This is a genomic window from Microbacterium sp., assembly GCF_052102115.1.
Taxonomy (GTDB): Bacteria; Actinomycetota; Actinomycetes; order Actinomycetales; family Microbacteriaceae; genus Microbacterium.
In genome coordinates this window covers 1-21,488 of sequence record NZ_JBQDVP010000043.1, presented here as the reverse complement: position 1 = coordinate 21,488, position 21,488 = coordinate 1, and the positions used below count along the sequence as shown (strand labels likewise).

Below are 21,488 nucleotides of genomic sequence, written 5' to 3'. Positions count from 1 at the left end.
GATGACCACGACCGAGCCCCGCCAGAGCGCACCCGCCACCGGACGGCTGCTGCAGCTGAGAGAACTGCAGCAGCGGCGATCGCCGCGCGCCGACTTCGCGATCCGGCGCATCGGACGGCTGATCGTCAGTCTGCTGGTCGTGGTCCTCGCCGCGTTCTTTCTCATCCACTTCGTGCCCGGTGATCCGGTGCGGGCCGCGCTCGGACCGACGGCCCCGGCCGGACTCGTGGAGAGCACCCGCATTGAGCTGGGGCTCGACAAGCCGATTCCGCAGCAGCTCTTCGACTATCTCGCGGGGCTGTTCCAGGGGGATCTGGGAACCTCGATCCAGACCGGCCTCTCGGTCACCGGAACGATCGTCTCGCGCTTTCCGACCACGTTGACCCTGGCGGCGCTCGGGTTCGTCGTCGCCGTGATCGGCGCGCTGCCGATCGGCATGGGGGCGGCGCTGCTGGCACGCACCGGTCGGGGCCGCACCCTCAATAGTGGGGTGTCGGGGCTGCTGGGCGTGCTCATCGCCGTGCCGGACTTCCTGCTCTCGGTCGGGCTCATCGCCCTGTTCAGCATGTGGTTGGGGATGTTCCCGCCGGCCGGGTGGGGCGGAGCGCAGAATGCGGTGCTGCCGGTTCTCGGGCTCGCCCTCGGACCGATGGCCTACCTGGCGCGGATCGTGCAAGTCGAGATGATCAAGGTGCTGGACTCGACCTACATCGCCACCGCCAGGGCCAAGCGTCTGCCGCAGCGGCTGATCCTGCTCCGGCACGCGTTGCCGAACATCATCACCGCCACGCTGACCGTCGGCGGTCTCCTGCTCTCGGGGCTCGTCGCCGGCACGGTGATCATCGAGACCGTCTTCGCGATCGCGGGCACCGGCAGCACGCTCGTCTCCGCCGTGGGCACGAAGGACTATCCGATGGTGCAGGGCATGGTGCTCGTCTATGCCGCCATGGTCCTCGCCGTGAATCTCGTCGTCGATCTGATCCTCATCACGATCGATCCGCGCACCACGATCGCCGAAGGGTGAGTGAGAACATGACGACGACAGTCCCCCGCAAGTCGGATGCTGAGCTCGTCAGCGCCGCGTCAGCGAGGCCCCGCCGTAGGTCCCGCTGGATCAGCGTGCCCGGTATCGCCGCACTGATCGGCATCGCGGTGCTGCTGGTGATCGCAATCATCGGCCCCGACACATGGATCGCGGCGGCGAGCGAACGTAACATCGCCGAGCGGTGGTCGGGACCCAGCCCCCAGCACCTCTTCGGCACCGACGACATCGGGCGCGACATCTTCGCCAGAGTGATGGTCGCCGCCCGGCTCTCGCTGCTGCTGACCGTTGGCGCCACCGCAATGCTCATCGGCGGGGGCCTCATCATCGGTCTCACGGCGGCTATCCTGCCGAAGCACGCTCGACGAGCCCTCATCTGGATCATGGACATGCTGCTGGCGTTCCCCTGGCTGCTGCTCGTGCTGTTCTTCACGGTGATCTGGGACGCTTCGGCGACCGGGGCGATGCTGGCGATCGGTCTGGCCGGCATCCCGAGCATCACCCGTCTCGTCTACAACATGGCCTCGTCGGTCGCCGATCAGGACTACGTGCGCGCTGCCCGGGTCGTCGGCGTCGGGCCCATCGGCGTCATGTTCAAGCACGTACTGCCGAACATCGCCAATCCGCTGCTCGTGCAGTCGGCGGCATCCGCCAGTGTCACCCTGCTCGCGTTCGCCGCGCTGTCGTTCCTCGGTCTCGGCGTGCAAGCTCCGGAGTACGACTGGGGTCGCCTGCTCAATGAAGGGCTCGGGCATCTCTACACGAACCCCATGGCGGCCATCGGCCCCGGCATCGCAATCGTCTTCGCGGGCCTGGTGTTCACCATGATCGCCGAGGCGATCGCCGAACAGCCGGGGCAGGGGATGCGGGCGGTCGCCCGCGCGAGCCGGGTGGCGGTGCTCGCCCGCGGCGGCTCTCGCGCGACGGCTGCAGCCCCTGAGTCGGCGAGTGACGACGACACCGCGCTCGCCGAAGTTCAGGATCTGCACGTGTCCTACCCCGACGGCGACGGCGGGGTCGTCGAGCGCGTCCGCGGAGTGAACCTGCGCGTGCGCTCCGGTGAGGTGGTCGGTATCGTCGGCGAATCGGGGTCGGGCAAGTCGCTGACCGCCATGGCCCTCGCCGGCCTCCTGGATGCGCCGGCCATCGTCGAAGCGGAGGTGCGCCGTTTCGACGACATCGACCTCGCGGCGAAGCTCACACCCGCCGATCGGAAGCGTCTCGGCGTCGAACTCGGGGTCATCTTCCAAGATCCGCTCACCTCGCTCAACCCGGCACTGACGATCGGGCGGCAGCTGACCGAGGTGCCTCAGCAGCATCTCGGAATGAGCAGGAGACAGGCGCGCGCACGTGCGATCGACGGGCTGGATGCCGTCGGCATCCCCGACCCCGCAGGCCGCCTCGGCGACTACCCGCACCAATTCTCCGGAGGTATGCGTCAGCGCGCGATGATCGGCATGGCGCTGACGGGGCATCCGCGTCTCATCATCGCTGATGAACCCACCACGGCGCTCGACGTCACCGTTCAGCGCCAGGTGCTCAGCGTGCTGCGCCGGGCACAGCGTGCGACCGGCGCCGGCATCGTCTTCATCTCGCACGACATCGCGCTCGTCTCCGGATTCTGCGATCGGGTGGTCGTGATGAAGGACGGCGAGATCGTCGAGGAACTCGATGCCGCGCGCATCAAGGAGCAGGCGACTCACCCGTACACGCGCGGATTGATCGCCTGCCTGCCCGACATGGTCTCCGATCGCACGCGTCCGCTGCCGGTGATCGGTGACCAGGCAGACGCGCAGCTTGCGGAGGTGTCGTCATGAACGCGTTGGAGATCGACGATCTGCAGGTGCGATACGGGCGGCGGTCCGTCGTATCCGGAGTGTCACTCGAGGTGCCCGCAGGCCGCACGCTCGGGCTGGTCGGCGAATCGGGGTCAGGGAAGTCGACGATCGCGAATGCCGCGGTGGGTCTCGCTCCGATCCATGATGGCGACATCCGCGTGCACGGCGTGAGCTCGGTCGGTCGCAGTCGCGAGGCCAAGACGGCACGCCATCGCATCCAGATGGTCTTCCAGGATCCGTTCTCCTCGCTGGACCCGAGGATGCCGATCGGCGACTCGATCGCCGAGGGGCTGGTGGCGACCGGGCGCGCACTGTCACAATCAGCACGTCGTGACCGTGTCGTCGAGCTGCTCCGGCAGGTCGACCTCGATCCCGGCAGGGCGGACGAGCTGCCGAAGTCGTTCTCCGGCGGGCAGCGTCAGCGGATCACCATCGCCAGGGCGCTCGCCGGTGATCCGGAGATTCTCATCGCCGATGAGGTCACCAGCGCCCTGGACGTCTCCGTGCAGTCCACCGTGCTCAATCTGCTGCGCGATCTGCAGCAGCGGCTCGGTCTCACGATGCTGTTCATCTCGCACAACCTCGCCGTGGTGCGCTACATCAGCGACGAGATCGCGGTGATGCGCGACGGCCAGATCGTCGAACGCGGCGAGACCGAGGCGCTGCTGCAGGCCCCGTCCGAGCCGTACACGCAGGAGCTGTTGACCGCCGTGCCGATCCTCGGTCAGAGGATGGAGCTCGAAGATGTCTGAGGGGCGGCTGTTCGAGCGCCCGGCCGAAGAACTGCAGGCCGATCTCGTCGCCGTGCGGCGCGAGCTGCATCAGGCGGTCGAGCTGGGGCTGCAGCTGCCCGAGACACAGCGGATCCTGCTGCGGGAACTCGCGGATCTCGGTCTGGAGATCAGCACCGGCACCGCACTGACCTCCGTGACGGCAGTACTTCGGGGCGGAAAGCCCGGGCCTGTGGTGCTGCTGCGCGCCGACATGGACGGGCTGCCCGTCGCGGAGGAGACTGGACTGGACTTCGCCTCGACGTCAGGCGCTATGCACGCCTGCGGCCACGATCTGCACATGGCGGGTCTGCTCGGTGCGGTGCGTCTGCTCGTCGCGCGACGGGACGAGCTGCCGGGCACCGTCGTGTTCATGTTCCAGCCCGGCGAGGAAGGGCAGGCCGGCGGCCGGATCATGCTCGAAGAGGGTGTGCTGGATGCCGCCCGCGAACGGCCCGTCGCCGCCTACGCGATCCACGTGGAGTGCACCGTCCCCCGCGGCCAGTTCGTCACGCGGCAGGGGTCGATGATGGCCAGCGCGAGCGCGCTGCGGATGACGCTGCGCGGCACCGGCGGGCACGCAGCCTTCCCGCAGAATGCGATCGACCCGGTGCCGGTCGCAGCACAGCTGATCCTCGCCGTGCAGACCTTCGCCGCGCGCCGGTTGCCGGCCACCGACCAAGCGGTGATCTCGATCACGCGGCTCTCCAGCGACTCCGCGGCCAGCAACGTTCTCGCCGCTGAGGTGCAGCTGGAGGCGAACATCCGCACGCTGTCGAAGGCGACGCTCGAGACGGTGCGCGACCAGCTGCCCGGCATGCTGAGAGGAATCGCCGAGGCGAACGGCTGCACGCTCGACGCAGAGTTCATCGAGTCCTACCCCGTGACGCGCAACGACCCCGATGAGACGGCGTTCGTCCTGGGTGCACTCGATGAGATGGTCGGCGCAGAACGGGTGGTTCGCCTGGAGGCGCCGTCGATGGCATCCGAGGACTTCGCGTACGTGCTCGAGGAAGTGCCGGGCACTCTTGTGTTCCTGGGAGCTGCCCCCGACGACGGGTCCGGACCCCTGCACTCCGAGCGCGCCGTGTTCGATGACAGCGTGCTGGGGCTGCAGGCCGCCGTACTCGCTGAGCTCGCATGGCGCCGACTGCGGCGCGCACGATCCGCGGAGTGATGCGTGCGCCTGGTCCCCCCGAACCAGCGGGCACTCCCAGCGCAGAGTGTGTAGAATCTCGGGCGTGTTGAATTTCGTGAATCTGCCCGCAGGGCGATCGGAGGTCGTCGGCGCTCTGTGCGCCGGCCGCTCGGTCTGAGGCGACCGCTGCACGATCGCCGCGTCGAACGCGGTACCCGCTCACCGCGTGTGAGCATTCCATTCACGTTTCTGCGCCCACGGGCGCGCCTTCCCAGAAGGAACCTCATGCTTGCCATCACCGAGCGCGACATCCGCGCCAGTCTCATCAACGCCTCCCGCAAGGAGATATCGTCCCTGACTCTTCCGACAGGGTTCTCCGAGATCGACTTCGACCGGCTCGACTACCTCGGCTGGTCTGACGCCAAGTTCGCCCGCCGGGCCTACGTCGTCACCGACGTCGACGGCGTGCTCACCGGAGCGCTCCTGCAGCGGGCGGAGCAACGTGTGCTCGCTCGCGCCCAGTGCACGTGGTGCGAAGACGTCACGCTCCGCAACGACGTGCAGTCCTTCGCCGCGCGCAAAGCCGGCGCCGCCGGACGCAAGGGTGACACGATCGGCACGCTCGCGTGCGCGGAGTTCGGGTGCTCGCACAACGTACGACGGCTGCCCCCGCTCGCGTACGAGGGCTATGACCGTGAGGCCGCGCGGGAACAGCGCATCGAACGTCTCGGCGAGAACGTCCGGTCCTTCCTGCGCGCGGTCACAGACTGAGCAGGCTCGTCACCGCCTGAGCAGCCTTCGACTCGGCTTCGCCTCGCTCACCCCGTTTCGACGCGCTCCGCTCGCTCAACGCCCGGCCAGCCCACCGGGCGTTGAGCAGAACTCAACGCCCGGCCCTCTCGCGGGTCGTTGAGCGGAGGCGCGGAGCGCCGAAGTCGAAACGCGTTGAGCGACGAGCGCAGCGAGGAGTCGAAGCGTCCCGCACACGTCAGCGCAACGCATCGCGCACAGCCAGCGCGCCGCTGAGCGCCTCCGTATGCGAGGTGCTCAGCGGCGACAGCCCGAGGCGGATGCCGTCGGGGAAGCGGAAGTCCGGGATCACGCCCTCCGCCCACAGCGTCTTCGTCACCTCGGCGAAGTCCGGATGGCCGATCGTGACATGGCCGCCGCGTCGCCCGGCATCCCGTGGGCTCAGCGTCCGCACGCCGAGAGGTGCGAGCTCCTCGTCGACCGCGCGCACGACCAGGTCGGTGAGCGTCTTCGACTTCGCACGCACCGCCGTGATCGTCGCATCCTCAATCAGGTCGAGCATGCCCTGCATCGCCAGCATCCCGAGCACCGGCGGTGTGCCGCTGATGAACTGCCGGATGCCGCCTGACGGCGCATACGCGGATGCCATGGCGAACACGTCACCGGCGCCCATCCAGCCCTGGATGGGCTGGCGCAGCACCCCCTGATGGCGGGCGTTGACGTAGGCGAACGCGGGGGAGCCCGGCCCGCCGTTCAGATACTTGTACGTGCAGCCGACGGCGAGGTCGACGCCGCACGCGTCCAACTCGACCGGGACCACTCCGACCGAGTGGCACAGGTCCCACAGCACGAGGGCGCCGGTGTTGTGCACGGCATCCGTGATCGCCTTCATGTCGGCTAGCGCGCCGGAGCGGTAGTCGACGTGACTGAGCACGACGAGGGCCGTGCGTTCGGAAACAGCGGCCTCGATGTCGCCGACCTGCACGCCGGTCACCGGATCGGGATCGATCCAGCGCAGCGTCAGTCCCCGCTCGGCGGCGATGCCCTCGGCGACGAAGCGGTCGGTGGGGAAGTTGCCCTCCTCGATGACGATCTCGTTCCGTCCGCCCGGGGCGTGGACCGCCGCTCGCATGAGCTTGTACAGCAGCACGGTGGTCGAATCGGCGACGACCGTCTGACCAGCCGCAGCGCCGATCGCAACCCGGCCGATGCGGTCGCCGAGTTCGGTCGGCAGGTCCATCCACTGCTCGTCCCACGAGCGGATCAGGCGCGTGCCCCAGTCTCCGCGAACGAACTCGGCGAGTCGTTCCGGGAGCTCTTTCAGCGGACGGCCCAGCGAGTTGCCGTCGAGGTAGGCGCTGACACCGGGAGCCTCGACGAACGCGTCGAGGTGCGGGCCCAGGGGATCGCGCGCATCGAGCGCAGAGGCTTCGGCGAGCAGATCAGACATTCAGGCCTCCAGATCGGCGGGAGTGAGGGGATGGGCCAGCAGCGGGTCGACGTCGGCGCCGGGGATGAACAGCGGCGGCGCACCGACCACAGGATCGAGGGTGCGCAGCAGATCGTCACCGTCGATCCCGGCTTCGCGGAGCGCGGCGATCTCGTGCGGGTTCAGTCCCACCGGGGTCGGCCCGTTGCCCATATCCGTCCCGTACAGCACCGTCCCACCCGCCTCATAGAACCGGCGGACGTTGTCGACGGCGATTTCGTACGTCTCATCGCCGTGGATGGCGAGGGTGGAGATCCATTCGGCGGATGCTGCCTGCAGATCGATCTCGGCCTCGGTCAGCCGCTCAGTGAATGGAGCGTGGGCGAGCCTCGTCGCCCCCAGGCGGATGGCCCGCTGGGCTTCGCCGGGGCCCTCGGCGTGTGCGATCACCGGCAGGCCGCGGGCGCCGGCCGCGTCGACGATCACGGTGAACAGCTCATCCGTGAACACCGGCCCCGCCGTGCTGTTGCTGGCGACCTTGATGTGGGCCGCGCCGGCATCCTTCATCTCGGTGACCGCGCGGAGGGCGGCATCCGCATCGGCGATCTCGCGCACCGAACCCTCCGGAGCCCATACTCGATCGGACGGATATCCGCCGGGAGCGGTGAGGAACGCCCCGGCGAAAGCGACCTCGATGCCGAGAGAACCGGCGCCGTCGCCCGCCCAGCGCGCCAGCTCCCGCGGGTTTCCGCCCAGATCTACCACCCGCCCGAGCACCGAAGCGGTGAGCTCGTCGACGTCCACCAAGTGCAGGTGCACGTGGTGGTCCGTGAAACCGCCGACGACGAAGCCGCCGGAGACGCGCCGCATCACGCCCCGATCTCGGTGCGCACCGTGTAGAGCTCGGGGAAGAAGGTCAGCTCCAGTGCGCGCTGCAGGAATCCGACGCCGCTCGACCCACCCGTGCCCGGCTTCATGCCGATCGTGCGCGTCACGGTCTTCAGATGCCGGAAGCGCCAGAACTGGAAGTTGTCCTCCAGGTCGACGAAGTCCTCGCACGCTTCATAAAGGTCCCAGTGCGTGTGCGGATCCTCATAGATCTCACGGATCGCCGGCACGAGAGAGGGGTGCGGGCGGTACGGCTCGCGCACGTCGCGGTCGAGGATCTCGGTCGGGATCGGGATGCCGCGACGCGACGCGTACCGCAGGAATTCGTCGTACAGCGTGGGACGTTCGAACTCGGCGGTGAGCATCGCCAGGTTGGCGGGATGGTTGCTGAAGACCTGCAGCATCCGCTCGTTCTTGTTGCCCAGCGCGAACTCGACGGCCCGGTATTGCACCGACTGGAATCCCGACGAGTTGCCCAGCGCACCGCGGAACTGCGCATATTCCGTCGGGGTGAGGGTGGCGAGCACCGACCACTGCTGCGTCATGACGTCCTGGATGCGCTTGACGCGCGCGACGCGCTTGAGCGCCTCGCGCAGGTCGTCGCTCGCCAGCAGTTCGCGCGCCGACGACAGCTCGTGGATGAGCTGCTTCAACCACAGTTCGGTGGTCTGATGCTGGATGATGAAGAGCATCTCGTCGTGGTGCTGCGGGTCGCTGACCGGCTGCTGCGCCGAGAGCAGCTGATCCAACCCCAGGTACGAGCCGTAGGTCATCCGCCCCGACAGGTCGGTGACGATCCCGTCCTCCAGCGCCCGCTCGTTGCCGGTGGAATCGGCGGTGCCGGTCGAGTCAGTCGCGTCAGTGCCCATGATTCCTGAGGATATCCCGAACGATCGATCAGGCGTCAGGGCTGAGCGCGATTCGCTTGCTCAGTCGGTATGCGCGTCCAGGAAGTCGATCGTGCGCTGCAGCGCGGTCTGCGCATCCGGCATATCGAGGTGGAACTGGTACTCGTGCGGCAGCTCCGGCTCGTGGGCGGCGGGCCAGAACAACGTCGTCACGTCCACGCCGAGCTCGTTCAAGCGGTCGGCCATCGGGATCGACTGCGTCCAGGTCAGTCCGTCGCCGTTGCCGCCGGAGATGTAGGTGGTGGGAAAGTCCTCGGTCACCCAGTTCACGGTCGACATGGTCGCACCGGAGGCGCCCTCAGCCCAGGTCCTGGTGCCGGTGTACGCCCACATCGACGACTTCAGACCCCAGCCGATGATGCCGTCGAGCGCGGCGAGGGCCGCGAGGTCGTAGACGCCGCAGTTCAGCACGGTGGCGACGACCTGATCGGCATCCAGCGCCGGGGTCACCGACATGATCTCGGCATAGTCCGGACTGGTCGTGATGGTCGCCATCTGGCTCGCCAGCTGACTCCCTGCGGAATCACCGGCGAGCACGAGCTGCGAGGGGTCGACGTTCAGTTCGTCGGCGTTGGCGTCGATGTAGGCGAGCGCCTCATTGATCTGGTTCACCGCGGTCGGGTAGGTGCCCTCCGGGCCCAGCGTGTAGTTCAGCGCGATCGTCGTATACCCCTCTGCGGCGAGGATGCGCATGTACGGGTCGACGTTCTCCTTCGACCCCGAGATCCATGCTCCGCCGTGGATCCACACGATCGTCGGCAGCGCTTTGGTGGCGGATGCCGGGGTGAACACGTCCATCGTCGTGTCTGCGCCGTCGTCGCCGTAGGAGATGTCGAGAGTCTCGGTGAGCTGCGCGTCCGGGACGTGTCTCTCCATCTCGGCGGCTGCCGCATCGCCGCCCTGCGTGAAGACGGCGCGGATCACCATCGCCGACGGCCACGGGGTGATGGCTCCGACGATCGCGACGATGAGCACGATGGCGATGATGATGCCGAGGGTGATCCGTGTCTTGAACCATCGGCGGTGCGGTTTCGCGGCATCCGCCTCTGGCTCGTGCGCAACTGTCGTCATGGAACTCCTCCCACCGCTCAGTGTGTCCCACCGCTCAGTGTGGTCCACCGCTCAGTGTGGCAGGAACGGCGACCGCTCCGCTGATTCAGGTCGCACTTCTTGCCGCTTTCGCGCGGTCAGAGCGGCAGAAAACGCGACCTGAACGAGGGGGCTCAGCCCGCAAGCCCCCGCAGCAGTCGACTGAGCCCGTAGTCGAACGCCCGGTCGACGTCGCCGCCGAGGCGGAAAGCGCCGGCGAGCTCCATCTGCAGGAACCCGGTCATCCACGCCGTGACCAGGCGTGCAGCGTCGAGCGCGTCCTCGTCGCCGACGAGCGCGGCCGTGGAGCGCAGGACGGGCCCGGCCGCGCGGTCGAGCGCCGCCAGCGGTGCGGATGCCGTGAACATCAGCGCGAACCCTTCACGATGCGCGTGGGCGAAGGCGCGATACGCCGTCGCCAGGGCGGAGAGCAGCTCCGTGGGGGTGTCGCGTGCGACGCTCCGCTGCTCGACCTGTTCGAGTTCGGCCGCCAGGTCTGTGACGACGGACTCGGCCACGGCGGCGACCAGGGCATCGCGGTCCGTGACCCGTTTGTACAGCGAGGGCGCGCGCACGCCGACCCGCACGGCGACGGCCTGCATCGTAAGACCCGCCGGCCCGCTCTCTTCCAGGATCGCGCGTCCGGCACCGATGATGGCATCGATCGACGTGCGTTCGGGTGTCGGCATCCGAACCTCCATAGCTATTGACATTAGCCATCATAGCTATGTATCGTAGCCATGACAACTCCGAAGGGCACGCCATGAAGCTCGCACCGCACCTGCACCGACTGGGCAACGACATCGTCGCCTCGTACCTGATCGATCTGCCCGAGGGCATCGCGCTCGTCGATGCCGGGCTGCCCGGGCACTGGAACGACTTGCGAGACGAACTCGAGGCCATCGGCCGCCCGCTCAGCGACATCCGCGGTCTCGTCCTCACCCACGGCGACAGCGATCACATCGGCTTCGCCGAACGGCTGCGTCAGGAGGCGGGGGTGCCGGTGTTCATCCACTCCGCTGACGCGCATCGCGTGCGCACCGGTGAGAAGCCGAAGACACCGATGGGGCCGGCGCGGTTCGGACCGATGCTCGGCTTCTTCGCCTACGGGTTGCGCAAGAACGCGATGCGCACGCGCTACGTGCAGGCCGTCACCGAGGTCGCAGACGGCGACGTTCTGGATCTGCCCGGTGCTCCGGTGGTCGTCGGGATGCCGGGGCACTCTCCGGGCAGCATCGCCGTGCACGTGCCCGCAGTGGATGCCGTATTCGTCGGAGACGCGCTCACCACCCGCCACGTGCTCACCGGCCACGAGGGCGCGCAGCCCGCACCCTTCACCGACGAGCCGGCAGAGGCACTGGCATCCCTCGACCGGCTCGCCGAGCTGCCGGCATCGTGGGTGCTGCCCGGCCATGGCGCCCCGTGGCACGGCGCGCCCGGCGATATCGCCGCCGCGGTCCGCGCCGCCTGACGGCCGTCCTCACTGCCCCGAGCGGATCATCTCCGCGCACTTCTCGCCCATCATCATCACCGTGATGTTGGGGTTCACCGTGGTGATCTCCGGCATCGCCGAGGCATCCACGACGCGCAGTCGCGAGACGCCTTTGACACGCAGTTGCGGATCCAGGGGCGACATCTCATCGTCGACCGGGCCCATCCGCACGGTGCCCACCGGGTGGTACACAGTGTTGTGCGTCGCGCGGACGTACGCCGCGAGATCCTCGTCGCTCACAGCATCCGCTCCTGGGGCGAGTTCGCGTCCGGCCCACTCCGCCATCGCTGGCTGGGCGACAATCTCGCGTGCCTTGCGGATGCCGTTGATCATCACCTGCATGTCATGACCCTCTGGATCGGTGAAGTAGCGCGGGTCCACTTTCGGCTTGTCACGGTAATCGATCGATCGCAGCCGCACCGTACCGCGTGAGCGTGCGTGCGTGACGTTCGGCGTGAGGCAGATCATCTCTTCGGCCGTCGGATATCCCGCACGGTAGGTGTGCATGTCGAACGGCACGGAACCATAGTGCATCATCAGGTCAGGGCGGTCGAGTCCGTCCTGCGTCGGCGTGAAGATGCCGATCTCCCACCACTGCGTCGATTCGCGCGGCATCTGCTTCTTCGCCTCCCACTGCACGACGCCCTCCGGGTGATCGGCGAGGTTCGCGCCGACACCGGGAGAGTCGACCCGCACGTCGATACCGACCTCGCGGAGATGATCGGCGGGTCCGATGCCCGAGAGCATGAGCAGCTGCGGGGTGTTGATCGCCCCAGCCGAGACGATGACCTCGCGGGTCGCCGCGATATGCGACGCACGGGCAAAGGGGTTGTCGACGCTGATCACGCCGGTGCAGGCACCATTGTCATCGAACGTGAGCTCTTTGACGTGCTGCCCGGTGAGGATCGTCAGATTCTCGCGGTCGAGGATCGGATGCAGGTACGACACCGATGACGACGCACGTGTGCCATCGGCCTGGCGGTTCACCTGGAAGAAGTTCGCGCCGTTGATGACCGTCTCGCCGGTGTTGAACTGCACGCGGGGGATGCCGGCCTGCTCGCAGGCGTCGAGCAGCGCGATGCCGCACTCGTCTGCCGCCGGAACGTTCATCAGATGCACGGGGCCGTCGTGACCGTGCAGCTCGCCCTGCAATTCGTTCGTCTCAAGCTTCTTGTACAGCGGAAAGGTGCGCTCCGATTCCCAGCCGGCGGCACCGTGCACGGATGCCCACTCGTCGAGGTCTTCCCGCGGCGCCCAGAAGGCGATGCACGAGTTGTGCGACGAGCAGCCGCCGAGCACCTTCGCACGCGCGTGGCGCATGAAGGAGTTGCCGTTCTCCTGCGGTTCGATCGGATAGTCCCAGTCGAAGCCCGATTCGAGCAGCTCCATCCATCGATTCAGCTGCAGCACGACCTGCTCGTCGGTGTCGGAGGGGCCGGCTTCGAGAAGGCCCACCGTGACGGCGGGGTCTTCGCTCAGCCGGGCAGCGACCGCGGCGCCTGCGGAGCCGCCACCGACTACGACGTAGTCGAAAGTGTGCGTTGTCTGCATCGTCAGCTCCTGATCAGCGCTTGGGGAACCAGCCGGTGACGGCGGGGGTGAGGTTCTGGTAGATGTGCTTGGCTTCCTGATACTCGGCGAGGCCGGTCGGGCCGAGCTCTCGTCCGAACCCGGACTGCTTGAACCCGCCCCACTCGGCCTGTGGCAGGTACGGGTGGAAGTCGTTGATCCAGATCGTGCCGTGGCGCAGGCGCCTGGCGATGCGCTGAGCGCGACCGGCATCCTGCGTCCACACGGCACCGGCAAGCCCGTAGATCGTGTCGTTCGCGATCTCGACGGCCTCGTCTTCGGTGTGGAACGTCTCGACGGTGACGACGGGGCCGAACGCCTCATCGCGCACGACCGACATGCCGCGCTGCACCTGGTCGAGGATCGTCGGCAGGTAGTAGAAGCCATCGGCGAGGTCGCCGCCGGGCGCTTTGCCACCGGTGCGCAGTCGGGCGCCCTCAGCAACTCCCGCCTGCACGTACGCATCGACCTTCTCGCGGTGCTGGGCCGAGATGAGCGGCCCGGTCTCCGCATCGTCATCGAACGGCCCACCGAGTCGGATCGCCTCTGCACGGCGCACCAGCTCGTCCACGAAGCGCTCGGCGATGGAGTCCTCCACGACCAGGCGTGCCCCCGCCGAGCAGACCTGCCCGGAGTGCACGAATGCCGCGTTCAGCGCGTTGTCGACGGCAGCATCGAAATCGGCGTCGGCGAAGATCACGTTGGGATTCTTGCCGCCGAGCTCGAGTGCGACCTTCTTCACGGTCGCTGCGGCGTTCGCCGCGAGCAGCCGCCCGGTGACGAGCCCGCCGGTGAACGAGACCATATCGACGTCCTCGTGCGTAGACAGGGGGCCGCCGGCTGTCGCGCCCGCGCCGAGAACGAGGTTGGCGACACCCGCAGGCAGACCGAGTTCATCGAGAACATCCATCATCAGGATCGCCGTGTGCGGCGTCAGCTCGGCAGGCTTCAGAACGAAAGTGTTGCCCGCAGCCAGTGCCGGCGCGATCTTCCAGGCGGCCTGCAGCAGCGGGTAGTTCCACGGCGTGATGAGTGCACAGACGCCGACGGGCTCGTGCTCGATCCGACTGAGGACATCAGCGTTGCCGGCATCCACGACGCGTCCGGCATCCTGGGCCGCGAGCTTGCCGAAGTAGTCGAAGCACGCGGCGATGTCATCCATGTCGATGCGCGCTTCGACCAGGCGCTTGCCGGTGTCGAGCGCCTCGGCGCGGGCAAACTCCTCTTTGCGCTCACGCAGACGAGCAGCGACGCGCAGCACGAAGTCACCGCGTTCAGGGGCCGGTGTCGAACTCCACACGCCGCTGTCGAATGCGCGGCGCGCGGCCTGGATCGCCGCAATCGCGTCGACCTCGGTCGCCTCGTCGACGACCGCGACCAGCGATCCGTCGGCGGGGCAGCGGATCTCTCTGGTGCCCCCGTCGATCGCCGAGGTCCATGTGCCATCGATGAAGAGTGTCGCAGTCATGGTGTTCCCTTCGGAGTGCTCTCATCAGTGCCAGTAGTGGCCGTACCGCCAGCGGCGCCGTCCGGGGCGGGTGCCGGATCCAGGAAATCATCTTGCCAGTCGGTGATCACCGGCAGGGCTTCGGTGAAGACCGGCTCGGACACATCCTCCGTGAGCCGCAGATACTCCAGGTGCGACTCGTAGCTGCTCAGCACATCGGTGATCAGTTGGTCGGTCGTGTAGCCGTACACGTCGTAACCGCGCGAGCCGATGGCGGAGAACACCTCGAGCCGGAAGTAGTGGCCGGCGTCGCTGACGCTCAGATACGCGTATGCCGGCAGCTCATGGGCGACCGGGTAGAGCTGATACCTGAAGTCTTCGCCGTCGTCGAAGGGAACGGTGAACACGAGTGACGGCATGTCGATGCTGTCAATCTCGACGCGCTCGACCGATGCCTGAACTCCTGCGTCGCGCAGTTCGTCGCATACGTCCTGCAGTGCGGGCGTCGCCGCGTCGTCGAGGTAGCTGATCACCTGCGTGCGACTGGGGTAGGTGGTTGAACGCTTCAGTCGCTGTCGCCAGTTCGTCTGCGTGGGGCCGAAGCGGCCGGGGATCGTGGCGAGGTAACCGGCGCGACGCTGCTTCTCCGCGCCGAGCGATCGGTACAGCGAGATCATCACCAGGTACAGCAGCAGCGAGACGGGCAGGCCGATGATCAGCGTCGCCGCCTGCAGCGTCGGAACACCACCGACCAGCAGCATCCCGAGGGTCAGGAGCCCGGTCGCCAGCGCCCAGAACACGCGCTGCAGCTTGCCGGCATCCTGCCGGGGGTCTTCCATCTTCGAGGTCAGGTTCGCCAGCACCAGGGCGCCGGAATCGGCGGACGTGACGTAGAAGAGCAGGCCGGTCAGCAGAGCGACGGCCAGCACCACGGGCGCGGCGGGGTACTGCTGCAGCAGATCGAAGAACGCGCGCTCGGGTGTGTCTATCGCCGTCTGAGCGAAGGCCGTATCGCCGCCGAGGATGATCTCGAGGGCGGAGTTGCCGAACACCGAGACGAAGATCGCGATGAACGCGAACGGGATCACCAGCACGCCGACGATGAACTGGCGCAGCGTCCGGCCGCGAGAGATGCGGGCCAGGAAGAGCCCGACGAACGGGGCCCAGGCAACCCACCACGCCCAGAAGAACAGGGTCCAGGCCTGCATCCAGTCATCCGGACGGCTCCATGCGAAGGTGTCCATCAGCATGCTGGGGAACGTGGCGAAGAAATCGCCCACGTTCATGACGAGGCCGTCGAGGATGCGACGGGTCTGGCCGGTGATCGTGATCCACAGCAGCAGCAGGATCGCGAGGACGACGTTCGCCTCCGAGAGGCGACGGATCCCCTTCTCCACTCCGGACACGGTGGAGATGGTCGCCATCGCCACGGCGAGCACGATCAGCGCGATCTGCATCGAGACCCCGTCCGGAGTGCCGAACAGCACGTGCATGCCGTAGCTGAGTTGCACGACACCGATGCCGAGCGTGGTGGCGATGCCGAAGACCGTGCCGAGCACCGTGAAGATGTCGACGCTGTGTCCGACCCAGCCGTTGGTGAACCTGCCGAAGATGGGCGAGAGCACGGAGCGGATGCTCAGCGGCTTGTTGAGGCGGTACGCGAAGTAGGCGAACGCTGCGCCCATCAGCGCGTACATCGCCCAGCCGACCGGACCGTAGTGGAAGAACGTCCACACGATCGCCTGGCGGGCCGCGGCGATGGTTTCGCCTTCACCCGTCGGCGGATTCATGTACTGCGCGGCGGGTTCTGACACGGCGAAGAACATCAGGTCGATGCCGATTCCAGCCGCGAACAGCATCGACGCCCACGTGAACATACTGAACTGCGGCTTCGAGTGATCCGGGCCGAGCTTGGTGCGTCCCACCGACGAGAACGCCAGGATCAGCACGAAAACGACGACCACCGCTGCGGTGAGGGCGAAGTACCAGCCGAAGTTCGTCGCGATCCATCCCACCATGACGCCGATCACATCACCGGCCTGAGCGGGAGCGAAGATCGCCCACAGCGCGATCGCCAGGATCGCGACAGCCGAGCCGATCAGCACGGGCCAGCGCGGTGGTGGCGCAGAGCTTCGGGTGGAGGCGGGCAGGGACGGCGAGGTGTCTTCGGGCATCACATCAGTTTCGTCGGGTGCGAACAGTGTCGGTCATCATCATCGATGCGTACTGGCACCGACGATAGCAAAGTACCCGCCGCCCGGTCAGATGGTATTCGCGAGCACCTCGGCCGTCGTCGCCAGTGTGATCTGCGGCGGATACAGCCCCATCACGTGCAGCGCTGCAGCATGGTTCTCGGCCGTCGAACCCGCACACGCGTCGGTCGCCACGGTCACTCGTGCTCCGGCATCCGCGGCGGCCAGGGCTGTCGAGAGCACGCAGCAGTCCGTCGAGACGCCGGCGAGCACGATACGCCTGCCGTGACCCACCAGGGGCTCGAGCTCCGGGCCCCATTTGCCGAACGTCGGGAGATCGAGCGTCGGGCGCGATGACAGACCCGCGGCATCCGGCACCAGGTCGAACAGCGCATCCTTCGGTGGCTGATCCGCGAACGGCCACGCGGCGAAGTAGTCGCCCCACGAGGTCGATCGGTCAGCCGTCGGCATCCAGCGGGTGACGAGCACGCGCTCGCCGAAGGCGTCGGCCAGCGAGCGGATGCGCGGCATGGTCTCGGCGAAGAACGGCGAGCCCCAGGGCGAATCGGGTGAGGCGAAGATGTTCTGCGGATCGATGACGATCAGCCACGACGCGCCGGGCGAGCTCATGATTCCTGCCGCCGGATCTTCCCGGCCCGCGCGAACCACGTCACCAGGAACGACAGCACCAGTGCCAAGAAGACGCCGAGGTTCGCGAAGGCCCAGTCGCCCTCCCGTCCGCCGATGAGGAACAGCAGATAGCCCTGCCAGTTGTTCCAGGCGGCCTCGGCGGCGAAGTTGTTGACCACCAGCCCCCACCCAATCACCGACGCGACGACCATGGTGACGATCGACGTCCAGTCCCACGAGCCGTAGCGCCCGTTCGCGTCGAACAGCGCCTCGTCGTCGTAGTCCTTCTTACGGCGCAGGATGTCGGCGATGAGAATGCCCGCCCACGACGCCAGCGGAACACCGAGCGTGATGAGGAACGACTGGAACGGCCCGAGGAAGTCGGTCGCGAAGAACACTACCCAGATCGTTCCGAGGGTGAGGATGACGCCGTCGATCGCCGCAGCCGACGGTCGCGGAATACGGATGCCGAGGCTGATCAGCGTCAGCCCCGACGAGTAGATGCCGAGAACGGCGCCCGAGACGAGTGCCAGCACCGCGGTGAGCAGGAACGGCACGAGTACCCAGATCGGCAGGAGCGTCGCCAGCGCGCCGATGGGGTCTGCGCCGACGGCCGCCATCAGTTCATCGTCGGAACCGGCGAGCAGCAGACCGAAGACGACGAGCAGCACCGGGGCGACCGCCCCGCCGAACGTGTTCCAGAAGACGATCGCGCCGTCGGATGCTGTGCGCTTCTGATACCGCGACCAGTCCGCGGCGATGTTGATCCAGCCCAGCCCGAACCCCGTCATCACCATCACGAGGGCGCCGATCACGGCACCGATGCCGCCGGCTGGGCGTGCCATGACCGCGGCGAGGTCGATGTGGGGGATGGTCAGGATGACGTAGAGGATCGTGACGGCGCCGGTGATCCAGGTGAGGACCGACTGCATCTTCATGATCGTGTGATATCCCAGAACGGATGCCGCGACGATGAGCGCCGCGACCACCACCGTGGCGATGATCTTCAGGGCGATGCTGTCGCCGTCACCGCCGAGCTGCGTGATGACAGTGGCGGTCGCGAGCACGGCCATGATCGCCAGGAACGTCTCCCACCCGATCGACGTCAGCCACGAGACGATGCCGGGCACCTTCTGCCCGTGCACGCCGAACGCGGCGCGGGAGAGGACCATGGTCGGTGCCGAGCCCCGCTTGCCGGCGATCGCGATCAGCCCGCACAGCGCGAACGAGACGACGATGCCGACGATCGAGACGATCGTCGCCTGCCAGAACGAGATGCCGAAGCCCAGCACGAACGACCCGTACGACATGCCGAACACCGAAACGTTGGCTGCGAACCACGGCCAGAACAGGTCGCGCGGCTTCGCCGTCCGCTCGGACTCGGGGATGATCTCGATGCCGGCGCGCTCGATCAGTGCGGGCGACGCCGCAATCTTCTCTGACATGCCCCCATATTGGCACTGTGGGCGTTACGGACGGCGGAGGATCGCACATTCGTCGGACCGAATCTGGTGATTCCTCCGACGTCGGTCACATGCTCCGACGTTCGTAACAGTTCAGGCGGAGAAGAACGCCTCCGCTACCTGGGTGAGCGCATGCAAATCGGATACGCCGGCGAGTTCGCGCGCGGAGTGCATCGACAGGATCGGGATGCCGACATCCACCGTGCGGATGCCGAGGCGCGTGGCCGTGATCGGGCCGATCGTCGACCCGCACGGCACCGCGTTGTTCGAGACGAACTCCTGTGAGGCGACGCCGGCCGATTCGCACCATCCGGCCCAGGCGGCAGATCCCACCGCGTCGGTCGCGTAGCGCTGGTTCGCGTTGATCTTCAGGATCGGGCCGGATCCGAGCAGCGGCTGGACGACGGGGTCATGCTTGTGCGCGTAGTTCGGATGCACCGAGTGCCCGACGTCGCTCGACAGATGCCAGGATGCCGCGAACGCACGGCGCTGCTCCGTGGCATCCGCTCCGACGCCGGCGTAGACGCGCGCCAGAATGTCTTCGAGGAAGGGGCCTGCGGCGCCCGACCGCGAGGCGGAGCCGAGCTCTTCGTGATCGAACGCGGCCAGTACGGCGATGCTGCTCGGGTTCTTCGGAAGCGCCGTCAGCGCTGCGGCTCCCGCGTGCACGGATGCCAGGTCGTCGAGTCGTCCGCTCGCGAAGAAGGCGTCGTCCTTGCCGAACACGGCACCGCGGGCGGCATCAGCGACGACGGCGTCGAACCCGCGCACATCCGCGGCATCAACCCCGGCCGATGCCGCCAGTTCGCCGAGCAGGTCTTCTTCGAGCGGATCGCCGAGACCCCACACCGGCTGCGTCTGGAACTGCTTGTCCAACGTCAGACCGCTGTTCGCTTCGCGGTCCAGGTGCACGGCGAGCTGGGGCAGGCGCAGGAGCGCCCCGGTGTCGGCGAGCACGACGCGGCCATCGGCCAGTGCGAGCCGGCCGGCCAGGCGCAGCTCACGGTCGAGCCACGAGTTCAGCAGCGGCCCGCCGTACACCTCGACGCCGGCCTGCAGCCAGCCGCGCGATCCGGTGGTGGGCTTCGGCTTGAGTTTGAAACCGGGGGAGTCCGTGTGCGCGCCGAAGATCTGCGCGGGCGTCGTCGGTGCGGCATCCGCCGGTACGACCCACGCGATGACGGCGCCGTCGCGGACGACGACGAACCGTCCGCCGGGCTGCGCCGGCCAGTGGTCCTCTTCGTGAAGCCGGGTGAACCCGGCTTCTTCGAGTCGCCGGGACACCTCGGCGGCGGCGTGGTAGCTCGAGGGCGAGGCGGCGACGAAGTCGGCGAGATCCTCGGCGTGCGAGAGGGATGCTGCTGTGACGACCATGCCTTCGATCGTATCCGCGCTGGAGTCGTGCGTCAGCCGAACGAGACGAGCCCCGCCCGGGCGGCCGCGACAAGGATCTGCACCCGGTCGCGCACGCCCCATTTCGACATGATGCGACCGAGGTGGGCCTTCACGGTGCCTTCTGAGACGATGAGCGCCTGTGCGATCTCGGCATTCGACATCCCCTGCGCAAGCCGGTCGAGCACCTCGGATTCACGATCGGTGAGTGTCTCGAGTGCGGCCGTCCCGGCCCCGGTGGGGTTCGAGTCGCGCACATGTTGGACGAGCATCGACGCGATCCGCGGCGAGAGCGAGCTCGCGCCGCTGTGCACCTCGCGAACGCCTTCGAGGATGCTCTCCGCGCTGGAATCCTTGAGCATGTAGCCGGATGCGCCGGCGCTCAGCATCGGAAGTACCGTTTCGCTGCCTTCGAGCGTCGTCACCGCGAGGATGCGCACGCCGGGCCAACGCTCCGAGATCGCGGTGGTGGCCTCGATGCCGTTCATCTCTGGCATCTGCACGTCCATCATGACGACATCCGGGCGGTCCTTCTCGACGAAGGAGATCGCCTCCGCACCGGTCTCGGCCTCGCCGATGACGTCGATCTCGGGGTCCCGTGACACGAAGTGCGACAGTGCAGTGCGGACCAGGGGATCGTCATCGACGATGAGAACACGGATGTGCGGCATGTCAGAAGCCTAATCGCGGCGCCAGTGGTCGCGAGATATATGGACGTTCGGCTAGCCAGAACTGATCAAGAGTCCGATGTGGTTGTTGAGCGTTGTCACGAAGCTGTATATAGCTGTTCAACTAAAGACCAACAACGGAGGTGAATCAATATGTCTTTTTGGCAGATGCTTGCAAAGGCTCTCGGTCTCTGACGCTAGCGTACCTGGCGAATAGGGGATACTGAACTATGGCTTTCGGTCGGTCGACGCAGAGCGCTACCAGCCTTCTGCGACTGACCCGGGGTGGAGAACTGACCACCCTCGAAAAGATCGTGCTGCTCGTGGTCATCGTCGGCCTGATCGCCGTCGACGTTCTCGGGGTCGTCTTCGCGTACGGCCCTGGTCCGCTTGCGCTGACGTTCAGCGTCGCGACAACAGCCGTGTTCGCTCTCTACCTTTGGTTGCCCTGGGTTGCCACCGCCGCACTGGTGTTCGTGCTCACCCTCTCTTTCGTTACCGGCGCCGATTCCGAGGTGATACTCGCGGCCGCCGTTGCAACCGGCCTGGTCACCCGTTTGGGGCGCACCTGGTTGATCCTCTCCTATGCCGGCGTATTCCTGGTGGGCACCGCGATCGTGGGGCTCGATGCAGCGGGACCCCCCGTCAACATCGGGATCTATCTCATCATCGCGGCCGTTTCGGGGGCGATCGGCTTCCTCCTCCGTGCGGCACTGGACAGGGGGCGCCGCCTCGAGGAGCAGCTCGCTCTCCGTGCGCAGCAGGAGCGCGAGGCCGTGCTCG

At 67.3% G+C, this 21,488-nt stretch carries 18 protein-coding genes and 1 pseudogene; 7 read left to right on the top strand and 12 right to left on the bottom strand.

Features of this window, described 5'->3' with window-relative positions:
• Position 1: 1 nt before the first annotated feature.
• The 5 genes from ACTICP_RS12500 (at position 2) to ACTICP_RS12480 (ending at position 5,559) form a co-directional block, all read left to right on the top strand.
• Positions 2 to 1,024, top strand: a complete 1,023-nt coding sequence (locus ACTICP_RS12500) for an ABC transporter permease (protein WP_441892826.1) — start codon at positions 2 to 4, stop codon at positions 1,022 to 1,024.
• A gap of 8 nt (positions 1,025 to 1,032) precedes the next feature.
• Entirely contained in the window at positions 1,033 to 2,859 is a 1,827-nt protein-coding gene (locus ACTICP_RS12495; protein WP_441892824.1) for a dipeptide/oligopeptide/nickel ABC transporter permease/ATP-binding protein, read from the top strand.
• Positions 2,856 to 3,632, top strand: coding sequence for an ATP-binding cassette domain-containing protein (locus ACTICP_RS12490; RefSeq protein WP_441892822.1), 777 nt, complete (start codon positions 2,856 to 2,858; stop codon positions 3,630 to 3,632). Before ACTICP_RS12495 ends, ACTICP_RS12490 begins: the two co-directional genes overlap by 4 nt.
• Complete coding sequence (locus ACTICP_RS12485; protein WP_441892820.1) at positions 3,625 to 4,827, top strand: M20 metallopeptidase family protein; 1,203 nt, start codon at positions 3,625 to 3,627, stop codon at positions 4,825 to 4,827. Before ACTICP_RS12490 ends, ACTICP_RS12485 begins: the two co-directional genes overlap by 8 nt.
• Positions 4,828 to 5,073: 246 nt before the next feature.
• Entirely contained in the window at positions 5,074 to 5,559 is a 486-nt protein-coding gene (locus ACTICP_RS12480; RefSeq protein WP_441892818.1) for an FBP domain-containing protein, read from the top strand.
• Positions 5,560 to 5,776: 217 nt separating this feature from the next.
• Here ACTICP_RS12480 and ACTICP_RS12475 read toward each other — a convergent pair whose 3' ends face one another.
• From ACTICP_RS12475 to ACTICP_RS12455, 5 genes are all read right to left on the bottom strand, one after another.
• Positions 5,777 to 6,988 carry a kynureninase gene (locus tag ACTICP_RS12475; protein WP_441892816.1) on the bottom strand — a complete coding sequence of 404 codons (1,212 nt, stop codon included), beginning with the start codon at positions 6,986 to 6,988 and terminating at the stop codon, positions 5,777 to 5,779.
• Positions 6,989 to 7,837: an amidohydrolase family protein gene (locus ACTICP_RS12470; RefSeq protein WP_441892814.1), complete on the bottom strand. Its 849-nt coding sequence runs from the start codon at positions 7,835 to 7,837 to the stop codon at positions 6,989 to 6,991. It lies immediately after the preceding gene.
• Positions 7,837 to 8,724 (bottom strand): tryptophan 2,3-dioxygenase, encoded by an 888-nt coding sequence (locus tag ACTICP_RS12465; RefSeq protein WP_441892812.1) that lies wholly within the window; start codon positions 8,722 to 8,724, stop codon positions 7,837 to 7,839. Before ACTICP_RS12465 ends, ACTICP_RS12470 begins: the two co-directional genes overlap by 1 nt.
• Before the next feature lie 60 nt (positions 8,725 to 8,784).
• Positions 8,785 to 9,834, bottom strand: a complete 1,050-nt coding sequence (locus ACTICP_RS12460; protein WP_441892810.1) for an alpha/beta hydrolase — start codon at positions 9,832 to 9,834, stop codon at positions 8,785 to 8,787.
• 152 nt (positions 9,835 to 9,986) lie between these two features.
• Positions 9,987 to 10,541, bottom strand: a complete 555-nt coding sequence (locus ACTICP_RS12455; protein ID WP_441892808.1) for a TetR/AcrR family transcriptional regulator — start codon at positions 10,539 to 10,541, stop codon at positions 9,987 to 9,989.
• Between the two features lie 38 nt (positions 10,542 to 10,579).
• On the opposite strand from ACTICP_RS12455, the gene ACTICP_RS12450 reads away from it, so the two are divergent.
• On the top strand, positions 10,580 to 11,323 hold the full coding sequence (locus tag ACTICP_RS12450) for an MBL fold metallo-hydrolase (protein WP_441892806.1): 744 nt from the start codon (positions 10,580 to 10,582) through the stop codon (positions 11,321 to 11,323).
• Positions 11,324 to 11,332: 9 nt separating this feature from the next.
• On the opposite strand, the gene ACTICP_RS12445 is transcribed toward ACTICP_RS12450, so the two are convergent.
• The 7 genes from ACTICP_RS12445 to ACTICP_RS12415 all read right to left on the bottom strand — a co-directional run bounded on the left by ACTICP_RS12445 (position 11,333) and on the right by ACTICP_RS12415 (position 20,708).
• Complete coding sequence (locus ACTICP_RS12445) at positions 11,333 to 12,895, bottom strand: GMC family oxidoreductase (protein WP_441892804.1); 1,563 nt, start codon at positions 12,893 to 12,895, stop codon at positions 11,333 to 11,335.
• A gap of 13 nt (positions 12,896 to 12,908) precedes the next feature.
• Positions 12,909 to 14,381, bottom strand: coding sequence for an aldehyde dehydrogenase family protein (locus ACTICP_RS12440; RefSeq protein ID WP_441892802.1), 1,473 nt, complete (start codon positions 14,379 to 14,381; stop codon positions 12,909 to 12,911).
• Entirely contained in the window at positions 14,378 to 16,534 is a 2,157-nt protein-coding gene (gene betT / locus ACTICP_RS12435) for a choline BCCT transporter BetT (protein WP_441892800.1), read from the bottom strand. Before betT ends, ACTICP_RS12440 begins: the two co-directional genes overlap by 4 nt.
• An 87-nt stretch (positions 16,535 to 16,621) precedes the next feature.
• Positions 16,622 to 17,182: a cysteine hydrolase family protein gene (locus ACTICP_RS12430; protein ID WP_441892798.1), complete on the bottom strand. Its 561-nt coding sequence runs from the start codon at positions 17,180 to 17,182 to the stop codon at positions 16,622 to 16,624.
• Entirely contained in the window at positions 17,179 to 18,627 is a 1,449-nt protein-coding gene (locus ACTICP_RS12425; protein ID WP_441892796.1) for a purine-cytosine permease family protein, read from the bottom strand. Before ACTICP_RS12425 ends, ACTICP_RS12430 begins: the two co-directional genes overlap by 4 nt.
• Before the next feature lie 111 nt (positions 18,628 to 18,738).
• Positions 18,739 to 20,019 carry a M18 family aminopeptidase gene (locus ACTICP_RS12420; protein WP_441892794.1) on the bottom strand — a complete coding sequence of 427 codons (1,281 nt, stop codon included), beginning with the start codon at positions 20,017 to 20,019 and terminating at the stop codon, positions 18,739 to 18,741.
• Between the two features lie 32 nt (positions 20,020 to 20,051).
• Positions 20,052 to 20,708, bottom strand: a complete 657-nt coding sequence (locus ACTICP_RS12415; protein ID WP_441892792.1) for a response regulator — start codon at positions 20,706 to 20,708, stop codon at positions 20,052 to 20,054.
• 227 nt (positions 20,709 to 20,935) lie between these two features.
• On the opposite strand from ACTICP_RS12415, the pseudogene ACTICP_RS12410 reads away from it, so the two are divergent.
• Positions 20,936 to 21,488 (top strand): annotated as a pseudogene (locus tag ACTICP_RS12410) (hypothetical protein); the annotation flags it as partial.

Excerpts from the sequence above, each read along its gene's own strand:
- ACTICP_RS12500 (WP_441892826.1), top strand. The coding sequence starts at position 2 with ATGACCACGACCGAGCCCCGCCAGAGCGCACCCGCCACCGGACGGCTG.
- ACTICP_RS12495 (WP_441892824.1), top strand. The coding sequence starts at position 1,033 with ATGACGACGACAGTCCCCCGCAAGTCGGATGCTGAGCTCGTCAGCGCC.
- ACTICP_RS12490 (WP_441892822.1), top strand. The coding sequence starts at position 2,856 with ATGAACGCGTTGGAGATCGACGATCTGCAGGTGCGATACGGGCGGCGG.
- ACTICP_RS12485 (WP_441892820.1), top strand. The coding sequence starts at position 3,625 with ATGTCTGAGGGGCGGCTGTTCGAGCGCCCGGCCGAAGAACTGCAGGCC.
- ACTICP_RS12480 (WP_441892818.1), top strand. The coding sequence starts at position 5,074 with ATGCTTGCCATCACCGAGCGCGACATCCGCGCCAGTCTCATCAACGCC.
- ACTICP_RS12475 (WP_441892816.1), bottom strand. The coding sequence starts at position 6,988 with ATGTCTGATCTGCTCGCCGAAGCCTCTGCGCTCGATGCGCGCGATCCC.
- ACTICP_RS12470 (WP_441892814.1), bottom strand. The coding sequence starts at position 7,837 with ATGCGGCGCGTCTCCGGCGGCTTCGTCGTCGGCGGTTTCACGGACCAC.
- ACTICP_RS12465 (WP_441892812.1), bottom strand. The coding sequence starts at position 8,724 with ATGGGCACTGACGCGACTGACTCGACCGGCACCGCCGATTCCACCGGC.
- ACTICP_RS12460 (WP_441892810.1), bottom strand. The coding sequence starts at position 9,834 with ATGACGACAGTTGCGCACGAGCCAGAGGCGGATGCCGCGAAACCGCAC.
- ACTICP_RS12455 (WP_441892808.1), bottom strand. The coding sequence starts at position 10,541 with ATGCCGACACCCGAACGCACGTCGATCGATGCCATCATCGGTGCCGGA.
- ACTICP_RS12450 (WP_441892806.1), top strand. The coding sequence starts at position 10,580 with ATGTATCGTAGCCATGACAACTCCGAAGGGCACGCCATGAAGCTCGCA.
- ACTICP_RS12445 (WP_441892804.1), bottom strand. The coding sequence starts at position 12,895 with ATGCAGACAACGCACACTTTCGACTACGTCGTAGTCGGTGGCGGCTCC.
- ACTICP_RS12440 (WP_441892802.1), bottom strand. The coding sequence starts at position 14,381 with ATGACTGCGACACTCTTCATCGATGGCACATGGACCTCGGCGATCGAC.
- betT (WP_441892800.1), bottom strand. The coding sequence starts at position 16,534 with ATGCCCGAAGACACCTCGCCGTCCCTGCCCGCCTCCACCCGAAGCTCT.
- ACTICP_RS12430 (WP_441892798.1), bottom strand. The coding sequence starts at position 17,182 with ATGAGCTCGCCCGGCGCGTCGTGGCTGATCGTCATCGATCCGCAGAAC.
- ACTICP_RS12425 (WP_441892796.1), bottom strand. The coding sequence starts at position 18,627 with ATGTCAGAGAAGATTGCGGCGTCGCCCGCACTGATCGAGCGCGCCGGC.
- ACTICP_RS12420 (WP_441892794.1), bottom strand. The coding sequence starts at position 20,019 with ATGGTCGTCACAGCAGCATCCCTCTCGCACGCCGAGGATCTCGCCGAC.
- ACTICP_RS12415 (WP_441892792.1), bottom strand. The coding sequence starts at position 20,708 with ATGCCGCACATCCGTGTTCTCATCGTCGATGACGATCCCCTGGTCCGC.